Source organism: Paenibacillus sp. JT22N12 (genome assembly GCF_056269365.1).
The window spans coordinates 52,938-68,465 of record NZ_JBWDNU010000013.1 but is presented as its reverse complement, the minus strand read 5'-3'; the positions used below and the strand labels follow the sequence as shown (position 1 = coordinate 68,465).

General features: G+C 51.5%; 13 protein-coding genes. All 13 read left to right on the top strand.

What is annotated here, in order from left to right; genetic code table 11:
• Positions 1 to 9: 9 nt before the first annotated feature.
• The 13 genes from lon (at position 10) to AC0YOA_RS31040 (ending at position 15,373) form a co-directional block, all read left to right on the top strand.
• Positions 10 to 2,352 carry an endopeptidase La gene (lon, locus tag AC0YOA_RS31100; protein ID WP_210045629.1) on the top strand — a complete coding sequence of 781 codons (2,343 nt, stop codon included), beginning with the start codon at positions 10 to 12 and terminating at the stop codon, positions 2,350 to 2,352.
• 18 nt (positions 2,353 to 2,370) lie between these two features.
• A complete protein-coding gene (yihA, locus tag AC0YOA_RS31095) occupies positions 2,371 to 3,015 on the top strand; it encodes a ribosome biogenesis GTP-binding protein YihA/YsxC (protein WP_475789918.1) in 645 nt (214 codons plus the stop codon).
• Positions 3,016 to 3,181: 166 nt separating this feature from the next.
• Positions 3,182 to 3,772, top strand: coding sequence for a non-ribosomal peptide synthetase module (locus AC0YOA_RS31090; RefSeq protein ID WP_210045631.1), 591 nt, complete (start codon positions 3,182 to 3,184; stop codon positions 3,770 to 3,772).
• Between the two features lie 322 nt (positions 3,773 to 4,094).
• Positions 4,095 to 4,493: an adenosylmethionine decarboxylase gene (speD, locus tag AC0YOA_RS31085; protein WP_210045632.1), complete on the top strand. Its 399-nt coding sequence runs from the start codon at positions 4,095 to 4,097 to the stop codon at positions 4,491 to 4,493.
• 177 nt (positions 4,494 to 4,670) lie between these two features.
• Positions 4,671 to 6,080 (top strand): glutamyl-tRNA reductase, encoded by a 1,410-nt coding sequence (gene hemA, locus AC0YOA_RS31080; RefSeq protein ID WP_475789917.1) that lies wholly within the window; start codon positions 4,671 to 4,673, stop codon positions 6,078 to 6,080.
• 100 nt (positions 6,081 to 6,180) lie between these two features.
• Positions 6,181 to 6,999 (top strand): cytochrome C assembly family protein, encoded by an 819-nt coding sequence (locus AC0YOA_RS31075; RefSeq protein ID WP_475789916.1) that lies wholly within the window; start codon positions 6,181 to 6,183, stop codon positions 6,997 to 6,999.
• Between the two features lie 43 nt (positions 7,000 to 7,042).
• Entirely contained in the window at positions 7,043 to 7,723 is a 681-nt protein-coding gene (locus tag AC0YOA_RS31070; protein WP_475789915.1) for a precorrin-2 dehydrogenase/sirohydrochlorin ferrochelatase family protein, read from the top strand.
• The gene (hemC, locus tag AC0YOA_RS31065; RefSeq protein WP_475789914.1) at positions 7,720 to 8,688 is read left to right on the top strand and encodes a hydroxymethylbilane synthase; all 969 of its coding nucleotides are present in this window, start codon (positions 7,720 to 7,722) and stop codon (positions 8,686 to 8,688) included. The genes AC0YOA_RS31070 and hemC overlap by 4 nt, the downstream gene beginning before the upstream one ends.
• A gap of 5 nt (positions 8,689 to 8,693) precedes the next feature.
• Positions 8,694 to 10,256: a uroporphyrinogen-III C-methyltransferase gene (gene cobA, locus AC0YOA_RS31060; protein ID WP_475789913.1), complete on the top strand. Its 1,563-nt coding sequence runs from the start codon at positions 8,694 to 8,696 to the stop codon at positions 10,254 to 10,256.
• A gap of 88 nt (positions 10,257 to 10,344) precedes the next feature.
• The gene (gene hemB / locus AC0YOA_RS31055) at positions 10,345 to 11,337 is read left to right on the top strand and encodes a porphobilinogen synthase (protein ID WP_475765204.1); all 993 of its coding nucleotides are present in this window, start codon (positions 10,345 to 10,347) and stop codon (positions 11,335 to 11,337) included.
• 64 nt (positions 11,338 to 11,401) lie between these two features.
• Positions 11,402 to 12,703: a glutamate-1-semialdehyde 2,1-aminomutase gene (gene hemL / locus AC0YOA_RS31050; protein ID WP_475789912.1), complete on the top strand. Its 1,302-nt coding sequence runs from the start codon at positions 11,402 to 11,404 to the stop codon at positions 12,701 to 12,703.
• A 14-nt stretch (positions 12,704 to 12,717) separates the two neighbouring features.
• A complete protein-coding gene (locus tag AC0YOA_RS31045) occupies positions 12,718 to 13,710 on the top strand; it encodes an RluA family pseudouridine synthase (protein WP_475789911.1) in 993 nt (330 codons plus the stop codon).
• 85 nt (positions 13,711 to 13,795) lie between these two features.
• Positions 13,796 to 15,373, top strand: coding sequence for a LysM peptidoglycan-binding domain-containing protein (locus AC0YOA_RS31040; protein WP_475789910.1), 1,578 nt, complete (start codon positions 13,796 to 13,798; stop codon positions 15,371 to 15,373).
• The last annotated feature ends 155 nt before the right edge of the window (positions 15,374 to 15,528 follow it).

The following is a 15,528-nucleotide window of genomic DNA, read 5'->3' as shown; positions in this document are numbered from 1 at the left end:
GGTGCTGGTATGGGACCTGCAAAATGGAAAGGCCGAAGGCTGCCTCTGCTTCCACTCAGAGGGCTGCTTGTATACCCCAGCATGGTGCTTCATCTTGATGTCGGCAGAGAGAAATCGGTACGCGCATTGGACCGTGCCATGCTTGACGATCATATGATCCTGCTGTGTTCACAGTCAGAGGTAAATATTGAAGAGCCTACACAAGAGGATATTTACCGCGTCGGCACGATAGCGCGCGTCAGACAGATGCTCAAGCTGCCGAACGGCACGATACGTGTATTGGTGGAGGGTGTCAACAGGGCGGAGATTGTGGATTATTTGCCGAATGATGATTTTTACGAAGTAACCGTCAAGGAAATGCCGGAAGCCGAGTCCAGCGATCCTGAAATCGATGCGCTCATGAGGACGGTATTAAACCAGTTCGAGCATTATATCAATTTATCGAAGAAGGTCACTCCTGAGACGCTCGCGGCCGTTTCCGATATTGATGAGCCTGGCCGGCTTGCCGATGTCATAACGAGCCACTTGACTCTCAAGATTAAAGACAAACAGGACATTCTGGAAACCATTGATGTCCGTGACCGGCTTGAGAAGCTGCTCGATATTTTGAATAATGAGCGCGAAGTGCTGGAGCTTGAACGGAAAATAAGCCAGCGGGTCAAAAAACAGATGGAAAAGACGCAAAAGGAATATTATTTGCGTGAGCAAATGAAGGCCATCCAGAAGGAGCTAGGGGAGAAGGAAGGCCGCGCCGGAGAAGTGGAAGAGCTTCGGACGCTGATGACAGAGGCCGAGCTTCCGGATAAAGTTAAAGAGAAGGTCGAGAAGGAAATCGACCGTTTGGAGAAAATGCCGGCTTCTTCTGCTGAGGGCGGTGTTATCCGCAATTATATCGATTGGCTACTTTCGCTTCCCTGGAATAAGAAAACAGAAGATGATCTGGATGTATCCAAAGCCGAACAGATTCTCAATGAGGATCATTACGGCTTGGAGAAGCCGAAGGAACGGGTTCTGGAATACTTGGCCGTGCAGCAGCTTGTGAAAAAGCTGAAAGGGCCGATACTGTGTCTGGTGGGGCCGCCTGGGGTAGGTAAAACCTCACTGGCACGTTCCATCGCCAAGTCGCTCGGACGCCAATTTGTACGTATCTCGCTTGGCGGCGTGCGGGATGAAGCGGAGATCCGCGGCCATCGCCGTACGTACGTCGGAGCCATGCCCGGGCGGATTGTACAGGGCATGAAAACAGCGGGAACGCGCAATCCGGTATTCCTGCTGGATGAGATCGACAAAATGGCAATGGATTTTCGCGGAGACCCGGCATCGGCACTGTTGGAGGTGCTTGATCCGGAGCAGAACAACACATTCAGCGACCATTTTATTGAGGTGCCGTTTGACTTGTCGAATGTGATGTTCGTGACAACGGCAAACGCTGTGCACAATATTCCGCGCCCCTTATTGGATCGTATGGAAATGCTCTTTATTCCCGGTTATACGGAGCTGGAGAAGCTGCAGATTGCCGAGCGTTATCTACTGCCCAAGCAGAAGCGGGAGCACGGCCTTCAGGAGGAGCAGCTTCTGCTCGACGATATCGCAATGATGCAGGTCATCCGAGAGTATACAAGAGAATCCGGGGTTCGTAATTTGGAGCAGCAGGTCGCGGCAATATGCCGTAAGGCAGCCAAAGCGATCGTGTCCGATCCGGAGCGCACCCCTATTCAAGTGGATACGGCCAAAGTGAAGGAGTGGCTCGGGCCTTCCAAATTCCGCTACGGTATGGCTGAGATCGAGGATCAGATCGGGGCAGTTACCGGACTTGCCTGGACGGAAGTCGGCGGCGACACGCTGGTCATTGAAGTTACGGTATTGCCCGGAAGTGGCAAACTGACCTTGACCGGTCAGCTTGGCGATGTCATGAAGGAATCGGCTCAGGCTGCTTTTAGTTTTACGCGTTCCAAAGCCAAGGAGCTGAACATTGATCCGGATTTCCATGAGAAGAACGATATTCACATCCATATCCCGGAGGGTGCGATTCCCAAAGATGGCCCTTCTGCCGGTATTACGATGGCAACGGCGCTCATCTCCGCGTTAACCGGCCGACATGTGTCCAAGGAAGTGGCCATGACCGGAGAGATTACGCTGAGAGGACGTGTACTGCCAATCGGAGGATTGAAAGAAAAATCCTTGGCAGCGCATCGCGCAGGGATCAAAAAGGTGCTGCTCCCCAAAGAAAACGAGCGTGATCTGCGCGATATTCCGGAGAGCATAAGAAACGATCTGGATTTTATTCCGGTCAGCCATATGGATGAGGTGCTGCAGCACGCCCTTACGCAGCTGCCTATTCAGACGCATTAGAAAGCAGGTTATTCAAGAATGAATGTCAACAAAGCCGAATTTGTGATTAGCGCTGTAGAGCCTTCCCAATATCCTGAGGACGCCTTGCCGGAGTTTGCTCTGGCAGGGCGTTCGAATGTCGGGAAATCATCATTGATCAATAAATTGATCCAACGCAAGAACCTGGCCCGCACGAGCTCTCAGCCCGGCAAAACCCAGCAGCTTAATTATTACCGTATCGAAGACAGACTTTACTTCGTCGATTTCCCCGGATACGGGTATGCCAAAGTGTCCAAGACGCAGCGCGAGCAGTGGGGCAAAATGATCGAGAGATTTCTGCAGAACCGCGAACCGCTCAAAATGGTCATGCTTATCATCGATGTTCGTCATGAACCGTCCAAAGACGATAAAATGATGTACGATTGGTTGAAGTTTTACGATATTCCGGTCTGTATCATCGTCACCAAAGCGGATAAAATTCCGCGCAGCAAATGGGACAAACATATTAAAATGATTAAGAACACATTGGGGACCGTCCCCAGCGATGCAATGGTGCTGTTTTCTTCCGAGACGGGGCTTGGACGCGACGAGGTCTGGAGCATTATTGTGGAGCGGATCGCGGAAGCGCGGGAAGAGGATGAACAGCAGGAAGAGCAGGAAGTCCGCGATGAAGCAACCGAATAACGAGCAAAGTGCATAATATGATACGTTCATGAGTGATTATTCGTGATTCTTCTGGAATTTGAGTGAATTTCAAGAACAACCGGCAGGAATAAACGGCAATGATGAAGTATAATATATTTAAGCAAAGGTTTACAAAGGGCATGTTTATAGAATTGAGGAGATTTTTATGGCTCAGCGGATAGCCACGGAATATGTCAAAGCTTCTCTGCAACTAACGGCTGATGAGATGGCGGGATTTGTTCGTTTCTTTGAAGATCATCATGTGCAGCAGCAGGTCATGGTGCTCGATAACGGCAATCACGAAATGATTCTCGAAGACCAAGCAGGACATGAAGAAGTCCGCTTAATTTTTGAACGTCAAGAAGATCATTATATTTGTGAACTTTCCTGCCGGTTGGTTAAACCAAAATTAACAAATGCTATGCGCAAAGCAGTTTCCGTTTTTCGCGGGAATGCCATTGTCAATCGGATTTATCCTTCTTATACGATGGTTTATTATTATGAAATGGGCGCTGTACGCAAGATTGTAGAGAATGCCGGTGGAGAATTGCGGGTTGTTTTTGAGTATAAGAATACCGTTGGCCAACTTGAGGAACGGTTCCGCAGCACGGAAATCGAACGTGAGATCAAAATCATCCACCACACCATCAATGAACTGCTCGATTTACGCAACCAATGCACAGACCGGGATCAGATTGCCGGAATCGACGAGCAATTAAAGCACCACACCCGTCATTTGTTCGTGTTGGAAGCATAATCACTTGACATTATATGCATGATTGAAAGCCGCCGCCTTGGCGGCTTTTATTTTTTGCGGCCTCTATGCGGCTCAAGGCTCTGGCGCGAATGCTGCAGTCATGGGACTGAGGATAAAACTTCATATAAAGAATTTTAAAAAACTATTGCATTTATCAGCGATAGATGTTATTTTTATTCTCGTTGAAAAGAATATTAGGAACCAGGATTCACTCAGGACATGGTAATGTTGCGAGAGATTTTTCCCTCGGGCAGTGAATGACGTAGGTCCTAGCGGATGAAAGTTTTCAAACATTTTATTCCTAGGAAGGGGGAACCGAAAGATGGAATACTCAACTTTCGGAAGACACGTTGCTGTTGACACATGGGGTGTGGATTTTGACCTGCTCAACAACGCGGAATTTTTACAAGCCCAAATGGTGGAGGCTGCTGAAAGCTGCGGCGCTACCGTACTCTCTGTGCAAGGAAAACAATTTGAGCCACAAGGCGCAACCGTTCTTGTACTGCTGTCTGAAAGTCATCTCTCCATTCACACGTATCCTGAGAAAGGTTTTGCTGCTCTCGACTGTTATACGTGCGGAGAAACAGTGGATCCGCAGCTTGCGATCGACTACATGCTGTCTGTTTTGAAACCAACAACGACTCATGCCAAGAAATTGATTCGTGGAATGGGCGAATTGAAGGTTGTAGAACCGGATTTGAAGCAAGTCGAGCTTGTGTAACATTTTCATATGACTTGATCAATGACCACGGAGCTTTCGTGGTCATTTTTAATGCGGTTTTTAATCATGATGCATTCAAACAATTTTCATAATTGCAGGAGTACAGGTTGTCGAACTATGCTATAATAATTGATGATTAAGACGATAATAAGTGTAAAGAAAGGCAGGTGAACGCGCATGCACATATTGGTTGTTGGCCTTAATTACCGTACGGCTCCAGTCGAAGTCAGAGAAAAATTTACTTTTACAGACGAGGACCTTCCGGAGGCCCTTAAACAATTACAGCAGACGAACAGCGTCATGGAATGTGTCATTGTTGCGACCTGCAATCGTACCGAATTGTATGCTGTAGTCGATCGTCCGCATTTATGCGGTCATTACATCCGTCATTTTATGGAACAATGGTTTGACATGCCGAGACAGCAATTTACGAACGATCTATATATGTATGAAGATGAACGTGCGATTGAGCATTTGTTCCGAGTCACATGCGGACTTGATTCCATGGTGATTGGGGAAACTCAAATTCTGGGTCAGGTGAAGAGTGCTTTTCTGCTTGCCCAGCAGCTGAAGACAACGGGCACGATGTTTAACATGCTGTTCAAACAGGCGGTGACACTGGCCAAAAAGGCGCATTCCGAGACATCAATCGGAGAGGCTGCCGTCTCGGTCAGTTATGCGGCTGTTGAATTGGGCAAACGGATTTTCGGACAATTCAGCGGCAAGACAGTCATGATTATCGGTGCAGGCAAGATGAGCGAACTGACTGCCAAGCATTTGTATGCTAATGGAGTCAGCAGAGTTTTTGTCGTGAACCGGACGTATGACCGTGCTGTAGAGCTTGCGGACAAGTTTAACGGGATTCCCCTATCCTTGACAGATGCGATTCATCGTCTTCATGAGACGGATATTGTTATCAGTTCAACAGGATCCAACGGTTATGTGCTGTCGCGGGAACAGGTGGCGGCCGCCATCAAATCACGCAAGGCGCGACCCCTTTTTATGATTGATATTGCTGTGCCGCGTGATCTGGATCCTGCAATCGCAGCAGTTGAAAATGTGTTTTTGTATGATATCGATGATCTGGAAGGCATTGTAGAGAGCAATCTGGAGCAGCGCCGTACAGAAGCGGCCAAGATTGAGACCTTCATAGCTGAGGAATTGGATGTATACCGCCAGTGGTACAAGACGCTAGGCGTTGCGCCGCTCATTCGCGCTTTGCAGGACAAGGCAGCGGTTATTCACGAAGAGACCATGGAGAGCCTGACCAACAAGCTCCCTGACTTGGGCGAACGCGAGAAGAAAATTATCCGTAAGCTGACGAAAAGCATAGTGAACCAAATGATGCACGATCCGATTGTCCGTATTAAAGAGATGGCTTCCGAGAAGCATGCTGATGATGCGATGGATTTGTTTGTGAAATTATTCGCATTGGAAGAGGAAATCGCAGAGGCCAAGCTTGAGGAACGCAGATCCACCAAACAACGTGAGGCTGTCTCTTCATCAGAGGGCGCTCATATCTCGTCACTCGGAAAAAATCCTGGAGCACAGACAGCCTCACGTACAATCGCTGCTGCGACCACTTAATTTTTATATCGAGCGATTGGGATTCAAGTGAACGTGACAGGCGGCGAATAGCCGCCATTTCCTTATCCGGCGATCTCAAGCCGTACTTGTGGAGGCGCCCATGGTTACACAAAATTGGTTATATGATGCAATGCTTTATATCTATGCCCTGAGCTTGCTGTTTTACTTCTCGGATTTCGTTGACCGGAACCGGAGGGCGAAACGAGTGGGAACAGGGCTACTTACTTTCGTTTGGGTGCTGCAGGCGGTATTTCTGGTTCAGCGGATTGCTTCGCATTTGGATATGACCTTTATGAGCCTGTTTGAATATTTATTGCTGTTCTCCTGGCTGCTGGTGACGATATCGCTCGTTATCAGTCAATTTTTCAGGATTGAATTTATTGTTTTCTTCGCGAATGTAATCGGCTTCGCGGTACTGACGCTTAATTTGTTCGGTATCGGCTCAGGGGCGTCGCTGGCCCCTTGGGAGCTCGCTAGGGAATTGCTGGTGGTTCATGTCAGCCTGATGATCTGTGCCTTCGCCGCGCTTACGATAAGCGCCATTTTCTCAGGTATGTATTTGTTCCTGCATGGCAGATTGAAAGGGAAGAGGTGGACCAAGAGCGTTCAGCGGCTGCCCAGTTTGGATGTTATGGACCGGTTCATGTTCAGGGCGTCGTTAATCGGTACGCCGCTGCTTACATTGTCTTTGGCGGTTGCGGTTACATCGATTTTGACGGAAGGCAGGTACTCTCTGCTGCTTGATCCGAAGGTGCTCACATCATTCGTTGCATTGGCGCTCTATATTGCCAACGTATTGAGGCATCGATGGTTCAACGGGACAGTCTGGAACAGCGCCCGCTTTAATTTGATCAGCTTTGGCGTTCTGCTGCTTAATCTGTTAATGAATAAGGCCTCTTCTTTTCATGGCTGGTCATAGATTCCTTAAGCCGTATACGCTAAGGAAAGTAGGTTGAACAATTTTGGCTGATTTTTATCCAATGATGGTGAATCTCAAAGAGAAGCTCTGCGTTGTAATCGGAGGGGGAGCTGTCGCGGAGCGCAAGGTGCTGGGACTGCTGGAAGCCGGAGCGGACAGGCTTGTGGTCGTGAGCCCCCTGCTTACTGAGGAGCTTCAACGATTGGCAGAGTTGAGGTCTATCCGGCATAAGCGGAGGGAATACAAGGAAGAGGATTTAGCCGATGCTTTTCTTGTATTCGCAGCTACCGGCAATCGGGCTGTCAATCATTCCATCTCCTTGTCTGCAGCGGGCAGCGGGGTATTGTGCAATGTGGCGGACAAAGCCGAAGAAGGGGCATTTATTACTCCTGCGGTCGTCCGCAGAGGCGATCTGCTGTTGGCTGTGACGAGCGGAGGGGCGAGCCCCTCCCTGATAGCCCGCATCAAGCGGGAGCTGGAAATGAACTATGGGAAAGAGCTGGGAACTGCACTTCCGAAGCTGGGCCTTTTGCGTAAACAAGCTCTTGAGAAGGAGTCTGATGAGAAACGAAGGCATGCCATTTTAAAGCTTGCGGCTCAGGAGATACTTGCGTATTCGAGAGGAGAATCGCCTGCGGCTGAACGCTCTGGTTCTGTTGAGGAAGAGATCGGCGGCTGGTTGAAACGGCTTCAGGATATAGTGGAGAAGGGGCATGAGGAATGACATATATCATTGACGGAAAGCGGACTATTGTGGTCGGAACACGGCAAAGCGCGCTGGCTTTGACCCAAACGGGCCAGGTAATCGATCAGCTGCAATCATTATGCGCTCTGCATCAATTGGATTATTCTTTTGAGGTGCGCAAAATTATTACGAAAGGCGACCGCATTCTGGATGTCACGCTGTCCAAGGTGGGTGGAAAAGGTTTGTTTGTGAAAGAAATTGAACAAGCCTTGTTCGACGGGGAGATTGATATTGCCGTTCACAGCATGAAGGATATGCCCTTCGAGCTGCCTGAGGGGCTTATCAATGGCGCCACGCCCAAGCGGGTCGATCCAAGGGATTGTCTGATCAGCAAAAACAATTTCTCGCTGGAGCAGCTTCCTCAGGGAGCAAAGGTCGGCACCAGCAGTTTAAGACGCTCCTGCCAGCTTAAGTACGCCCGTCCCGATCTGCAAATTGAATCAATCAGAGGCAATATTGATTCACGAATCCGCAAGCTCGAGACAGAAGGCTTCGATGCCATCGTTCTGGCGGCTGCGGGGATCAAGAGAATGGGCTGGGAGGACAGGGTATCCTCTTACGTGCCGTTAGAGCTGTCTGTTCCCGCAGTGGGTCAGGGGGCGCTTGGCATTGAGTGCCGCGAGGATGACAAGGAAGTTCGTGATCTGCTCGATTTATTTAATGACCCTATGACGTCATTACCCGTACGTGCAGAGCGCAGCTTTCTTGGCGCGCTGAATGGGGGCTGTCAAATTCCGATCGGAGCCTATGCGACGATTATCGATCAGCAGGAAGCCGAGCAGACTCCTGTTCTCGCGCTTACAGGTATTGTCGGTTCACCGGATGGCGCGATACTGCTGAAAGAAACCATTCATGGGAGTGATCCCGAGAAGCTGGGCAAGGAAGTCGCGGATGCGCTCATAGAGAGAGGTGCAGACCGTATTTTGGCCGAATATGGGGGATGAACGGCATGGAGAAGGCGACAGGGAAGGTTTTTCTCGTAGGAGCAGGTCCCGGAGATCCGAAGCTGATTACAATCCGGGGCATGGAATGTTTGCAGGCATGTGATGTCGTGGTGTACGACCGGTTAGCCAGCCCCCGTTTGCTGAAATATCTTAAGGCAGGCACAAAGAAAGTTTATGTGGGAAAGCTTCCCGACCGTCATACGATGAAGCAGGAGGATATCAATCAGCTTCTTGTTGATCTGGCGCTTGAAGGGAAGATTGTCACCAGACTCAAAGGCGGAGACCCCACGATCTTCGGTCGTGTCGGGGAAGAAGCGGAGCTGCTGCAGCAAAATGGCGTTGAGTTCGAAATCATTCCCGGCATTACATCGGCGATTGCCGTACCTGCCTATGCAGGAATCCCTGTTACACACCGGGATCTGGCTTCATCCTTATCTATTATAACGGGGCATGAAAGCCCTGATAAGCTTGACCAGTCGATTCACTGGGATAAAGTGACGAATGCGACAGGCACACTTATTTTTCTTATGGGCGTTGCCAAGATCGGCTATATTGCCGACCAGCTCATGAAGCACGGCAAGCCTCCTGAGACTCCTGTGGCGCTGATCCGATGGGGCACCCGGGTGGAACAGCAGACCATCACCGGAACTTTGGAAGCGATAGAAGCAACTGTGAGAGCAGCTGATTTCAAGCCTCCTGCTGTTATTGTCGTAGGTGATGTTGTCCGGCAGCGTGACAAGCTTCAGTGGTATGAACGCAAGCCCTTGTTTGGAACAAGGGTGCTGGTGACAAGAGCGAGAGCGCAAAGCAGCGAACTGGCGGACCGTATTGAGGAATTGGGCGGGGAGCCTTGCGAATTTCCGGTCATTCAGACGCGTGAGCAGAGTTCTGCTGCCGCGGTGCGGGAGGTAGAATCGGCGCTGCTTGCCGAAGAGCAATACGACTGGCTGATGTTCACAAGCGTGAACGGGGTCGAGTATTTTTTTGGCTGGCTGAAAAGTTTGGGTATAGATATCCGGCAATTCCATCAGGCCCGAATTGCCGCTGTCGGGCCCAAAACAGCAGAAGCTTTGGAGAAACGCGGTCTGATCGTAGAGTCGCTTCCTGTAAAATTTCAGGCAGAGGGCTTGCTGGACAGCTTGCATGAGAGCTTGCTGCCAGGTCAGCGGGTGCTTCTGCCGCGCGGCGATCTGGCCAGGGAAGTGCTTCCGCGGGAGCTTGCCTTGCGCGGGCTCGTAACTGTGGAAATTGATGTCTACGAAACTGTAATTGAAGATGACCAGGATGAAGATGTTTTGCAGCTGCTGATCAAACGCAAGGTGGATGTCATTACTTTTGCCAGCTCATCAACGGTAACCAATTTAATAACGGTTATGCAGCGCATGGGAGTGGACAATCCGGTAGATCTGCTTCAGAGTGCGGATATTGCCTGCATCGGACCGCTTACGGCCAAGACAGCAGCGGAATCGGGACTGGTCGTGACCATTCAGCCGGAGGATGCGACAATTGACGGTCTTATCGAGGCTATCGCGGCATCGCGCTTAGCCAAACGGATTCCTGGGGAGTAAGCTTGAAGCCGGGAAACCGAGTCTTGTTGGCGGCTCGCCAAACCATGAAATGAAGAACTTTGCCATAAACGCCTAAGGAGGTATTATTATGACTTTTCCGATTACGAGACATCGCCGTTTGCGCCGTTCTGCGGGACTGCGCAATATGGTCCGCGAGACGCAGCTGACGGTGAATGATTTTATTTATCCGATTTTTGTTACGTACGGTCAAAATATTAAAGAGGAAATTCCTTCCATGCCGGGTGTCTACCATTTATCATTGGATCAGCTTCAACTGGAAATCGATGCCGTTGTAGCTTCCGGCGTACAGTCCATTCTCCTGTTTGGCGTTCCCGAACATAAGGACGCTGTCGGCTCATCCGCCTATGAGCCGGATGGAATTGTCCAGCAGGCCATACGCAGCGTCAAATCCCGGGCACCTCAACTGGTCGTTGTGGCAGATACCTGCCTGTGTCAATTTACAGATCACGGTCACTGCGGTTGCATCTTGCATAATCAGTCGACTGGCGCAGCTGAAGTGGATAATGATGCTTCGCTCGAGCTTTTGGTGAAAACGGCTGTTTCCCAGGCTCAAGCCGGAGCCGATATCATCGCTCCATCCAATATGATGGACGGATTTGTGAGTGCCATTCGGGACGGGCTGGACGAAGCCGGTTTCGAAATGATTCCCATCATGTCCTACTCTGTAAAATATGCGTCGGCCTATTACGGGCCTTTTCGTGAAGCGGCTCATTCGACTCCGCAGTTCGGGGACCGCAAGACCTATCAGATGGATCCGGCCAATGGGCGCGAGGCGCTGCGTGAAGCGGAATCCGATGTTATTGAAGGTGCGGATATGCTGATGGTGAAGCCTGCGCTTGCCTATCTGGATATTCTCCGCCAGCTGAAGGATCATTTTGATTTGCCGGTTGTGGCTTATAATGTAAGTGCGGAATATTCCATGGTGAAGGCCGCAGCCCTCAACGGCTGGATCGACGAGAAGGCGATTGTGCTTGAGACATTAACCGGTATGAAGCGGGCCGGAGCGGATCTGATCATTACCTATCATGCCCTGGATGCCGCGCGCTGGCTTAAGGAATAGACGCAATCTTACTCTATCGTGAAAATGATAGGATTGCGAACAAATAACAGGTGGTGTGTCGAATTTGAGCGAAAATAATCGGTTTCGCCGGGATGAGCGTTCCAAGGCGGCTTTTGAACAAGCGAAGGTTGTCATTCCCGGAGGTGTAAATTCGCCGGTCAGGGCTTTTCGGTCCGTTGGGCTTACCCCGGTCTATATGGAACGCGGTGAAGGCTATCGCGTCTACGATATTGACGGGAACAGCTATATCGACTATGTAGGCTCCTGGGGGCCGCTGATCATGGGTCACGCCCATCCGGAAGTCATTGAGGCCATCAAGCGGACGGCTGAGAAGGGGACCAGCTTCGGTGCGCCAACCGAGCTGGAAACCAGAATGGCGGAGCTGGTATGCGAGCGCGTTCCATCAGTTGAAGTGGTGCGTATGGTGAATTCCGGCACAGAGGCGACCATGAGCGCCCTGCGTCTGGCAAGAGGCTACACGAAGCGGAGCAAAATTTTAAAATTCGAAGGCTCTTATCATGGGCACGCCGACAGCCTTCTGATCAAAGCAGGCTCCGGTGTCGCCACGCTGGGTCTGCCTGACAGTCCTGGCGTGCCGGAAAGCGTGGCTTCCCAAACCATTACAGTACCCTATAATGATCTGGATTCGGTAAGGCTCGCTTTCGAGAAGTTTGGCGAGCAAATTGCCTGCATCATTGTTGAACCGGTCGCCGGCAATATGGGGGTGGTTCCTCCTCTGCCGGGTTTCCTTGAAGGGCTGCGCGAGGTGACGGAGCAGTATGGAAGCCTGCTTATTTTTGATGAGGTCATGACCGGATTCCGCGTCCACTATCATTGCGCGCAGGGCTTGTACGGCATCAGTCCGGATTTGACCTGCCTGGGAAAAGTGATCGGCGGCGGGCTTCCGGTTGGCGCATATGGCGGCAGACGCGAGTTGATGGAGCTGATGGCCCCGAGCGGCCCAATCTATCAAGCCGGCACATTGTCGGGCAACCCGCTCGCGATGGCGGCGGGATATACGACGCTTAGCCTGCTCACGCCGGAGAGATATGAGCATATGGAACGGATGTCGGTCAGATTGCAGGATGGTTTTGAATCCAATGCGCTCAAACATGGAATCGCTTGTACGATTAACCGTGTTGGATCCATGTTGTGCCCATTTTTCACCGACAAGCACATCATCGACTATGACACGGCTAAAACCGCTGATTCGGAACGGTTTAAGGCTTATTTTGGAGCGATGCTGGATTTGGGAGTCAGCGTTGCGCCTTCCCAGTTCGAAGGCATGTTTGTTTCTGCCGTCCATGATGAGAATGCCATTGATGCCACGGTTGATGCTCATGATGAAGCGCTGCGGCGTTTATAAGAGCGATGGGGCCAATGGATGAATGGACGCAAGGCAGGAGCATCAGACGCAGCGGAGAGTGGCTGGAGCTGCCGGTTCCCGTTCTGGCTGAATGGTCTGAAGAAAAGCAATTGAATATTCCTGTATTGAAGGCCGGGAGCCATCCGCATGCTGTGCGGCAGTGGCTGCTGGCTCTTGCTTTCTTTCCGGACAAATGGGTGAACCGGCTGTTCTCGGTTGGCGGCATTCAGCTGGAAGGCGATGTTGTCCGATTGCATGCCTTTGTACCGGCAAATATTGAAGCCGATCCACTTTACCGCCTGGCCCAAAAACAGCTCACCGAGAAGTCTCATGGGGAAGCCGCTGTCCTGTTTGAGGATGACTGGTGTCTTGTAATGGACAAACCAGCCGGAATGCCTGTCCATGCTTCGGCTCCCGGTCAGCGCGGCACGCTGGACGAGGCTGCTGCCTGTCATTGTCTAAGAGCAGGCGACCCCATGCCGGTCAAGCATATCCATCGTCTGGATGATGATACATCGGGACCTGTGCTGTATGCTAAAAATGACCTCGCCCAGCTGCGTCTGGACGAGTCCATGCGGATTAAACAGATCGGACGCCAGTATGCTGCGCTTGTCCAGGGCCGCATGGGCAATCAACGCGGTACAATAGCTGCACCAATCGGGAAGGACCGCCATCATAAGGCCCGCAGGCGCGTTTCGCCCGCAGGCGATGAGGCTGTCACGCATTATGAGGTACTGGAGACCTTCAAGGAGGCCACCTGGGTCCGCCTGATGCTGGAAACAGGACGTACGCATCAAATCCGTGTCCATCTGAGCCATATCGGTCACCCGCTTATCGGCGATGTTCTGTATGGCGGCAGCAGCCGGCTTCTTCCCCATCAGGCGCTGCGGGGCGAGGAACTGGTATTTCAGCATCCTTTTTCCCATCGCACAATCACCGTTCGCTCACCGGAGCCCCCTTGGTTCCGGAATGTCGTCAATCAATTGGGTACTCCATTGAAAATGTAGTCATGCCCGCCTACCCCTCGCCATATAGATAAATAGGGAAGATAGCTATAACCAAGCTATGAGAGGGGAAAGGAGGACGACTAGCGTGTCCAATCCATCGAGCGGTTTACGCTTTGACGTTTACGAACGTGTTCATTTGCCGGATGATGTGGCTGCAATAGACGAGCTCGAAGAGATCGAGCTTGTTCCCCGTATCCAGATTGTTCAGCAGGGTGAACAAGTGCTGCTAAAGGGGCATCTGCTGCTGTCAGGAGTATATCGGGCGCCTGACGGGCTTGAGGGAGATCAAGCGCTGGAGCATATGATTCCAGTGGAAATCACGCTTCCTATGAACCGCATTAACAGACTCGATGACATCGCGGTGGAAATTGATAACTTCGATGTCGATCTGCTATCCGCCAGAACGCTCAATGTAACAGGCGTATTGTCCCTGCTTGGCATTGAAATCGAGCAGAAGCAGGAGCAGGAAGAATGGCGTGAGGAACCTTTTACCGTCGTTCATAAAAGGGAAGATGAAGAACAGCTGCCTTCATGGGGCGCTCCCGTATCACAGCCTTCACCACCGCGAGTGCAGGAGCCGCCAGCTGGTTTCGACGGCTGGGGCGCTCCCGTATCACAGTCTTCGCCACCGGGAGCGCAGGAGCCGCCAGCGGGTTTCGACGGCTGGGCAGCTCCCGCATCACAGCCTTCGCCACCGCGGGTACAGGAGCCGCCAGCTGGCTTCGACGGCTGGGCAGCTCCTGTTACGCAAGGATTCAGGGAACCGGCAAACCGCGAGATCGCCGAGCGGGAGGCCGCGAACCGCGAAGCGGCTCTGCGGGAACAGCTTCAGCGTGAAACAGAGGAAGCCGGCAGGGAACAGCGCCGACTGGAAGCCGAGCAGCGGGATGCATTAGCCTTCCAGAAGCTGCGTCAAGCGGATGCCGAGCGGGAAGCGGCTGCACTGCGCGCTGCCCAGCTGGAGGAGGAAGAACGGGAGAGGGCTCTTGAAGAAGAGCGGGAAGACGCCCGCCGCGAAGCTGCCGAATGGGAAGCCTACAGGCTAGAGGCGCTCAGACAGCAGCAGCTTGAAGAGGAAGAGGAAATACTTAATCTCTCCGAGCTGGAAGCGGAAGAGCCTGAGGGTTCTAATCGGGAATCACAGCGTACCGACCAGCAGTTTTCAACATTCCACCCGGCAGCCGAAGAGCAGCCTCCTGACCCGTCTGTTATTGCAGCGGACAGCCCATTGGGCGCTCAGCCAATCCAGATTGATCCCGTCGCGGCAGAACCTGAGCCTGCTCCCAAGGAAATGCGCGTTGCTTTGGGGATCAAGCCTTCTGATGAAGTGTCCGGACAGCCAGCAAGCAATGTCGGTTTTCGTTCTCTTTTGCAGTCCAGCCTGAGGGAGCAGGAAGCAAGAGCGGTTGCGAAGCAGGATGCGCAAAAGGCGGCGGAAGCGGCAAGTCAGCCAAACGGCGATGAGATCGAATGGAAGAATCTGTTCTTCGGAAGAAGCGCGGACGATCAATCGTTCCGCAGATTGCGCATGTGTATCGTACAGCGCGAAGAAACTCTCGAGACGATAGCGAGCCGCTATCAAATGCAGCCCCGCGAAATCGCTCTCTATAACCGTTTGTCCGACCACAGCATCAATGAAGGCCAGGTTTTATATATTCCATAGCTTCAAACCATGAATCCCTTTGCAGCGGCAATCCGCTCCAGAGGGATTTTTTGCTGTGAACGGCATATTGGGCCGCCTGTATCCCGCTTTAGGATTGACGAGTGCAAATCATAACGTGTATGATAGAAAAAATAAGGCAATACTTTTAAGTAATA

Excerpts from the sequence above, each read along its gene's own strand:
- lon (WP_210045629.1), top strand. The coding sequence starts at position 10 with ATGGGACCTGCAAAATGGAAAGGCCGAAGGCTGCCTCTGCTTCCACTC.
- yihA (WP_475789918.1), top strand. The coding sequence starts at position 2,371 with ATGAATGTCAACAAAGCCGAATTTGTGATTAGCGCTGTAGAGCCTTCC.
- AC0YOA_RS31090 (WP_210045631.1), top strand. The coding sequence starts at position 3,182 with ATGGCTCAGCGGATAGCCACGGAATATGTCAAAGCTTCTCTGCAACTA.
- speD (WP_210045632.1), top strand. The coding sequence starts at position 4,095 with ATGGAATACTCAACTTTCGGAAGACACGTTGCTGTTGACACATGGGGT.
- hemA (WP_475789917.1), top strand. The coding sequence starts at position 4,671 with ATGCACATATTGGTTGTTGGCCTTAATTACCGTACGGCTCCAGTCGAA.
- AC0YOA_RS31075 (WP_475789916.1), top strand. The coding sequence starts at position 6,181 with ATGGTTACACAAAATTGGTTATATGATGCAATGCTTTATATCTATGCC.
- hemC (WP_475789914.1), top strand. The coding sequence starts at position 7,720 with ATGACATATATCATTGACGGAAAGCGGACTATTGTGGTCGGAACACGG.
- cobA (WP_475789913.1), top strand. The coding sequence starts at position 8,694 with ATGGAGAAGGCGACAGGGAAGGTTTTTCTCGTAGGAGCAGGTCCCGGA.
- hemB (WP_475765204.1), top strand. The coding sequence starts at position 10,345 with ATGACTTTTCCGATTACGAGACATCGCCGTTTGCGCCGTTCTGCGGGA.
- AC0YOA_RS31045 (WP_475789911.1), top strand. The coding sequence starts at position 12,718 with ATGGATGAATGGACGCAAGGCAGGAGCATCAGACGCAGCGGAGAGTGG.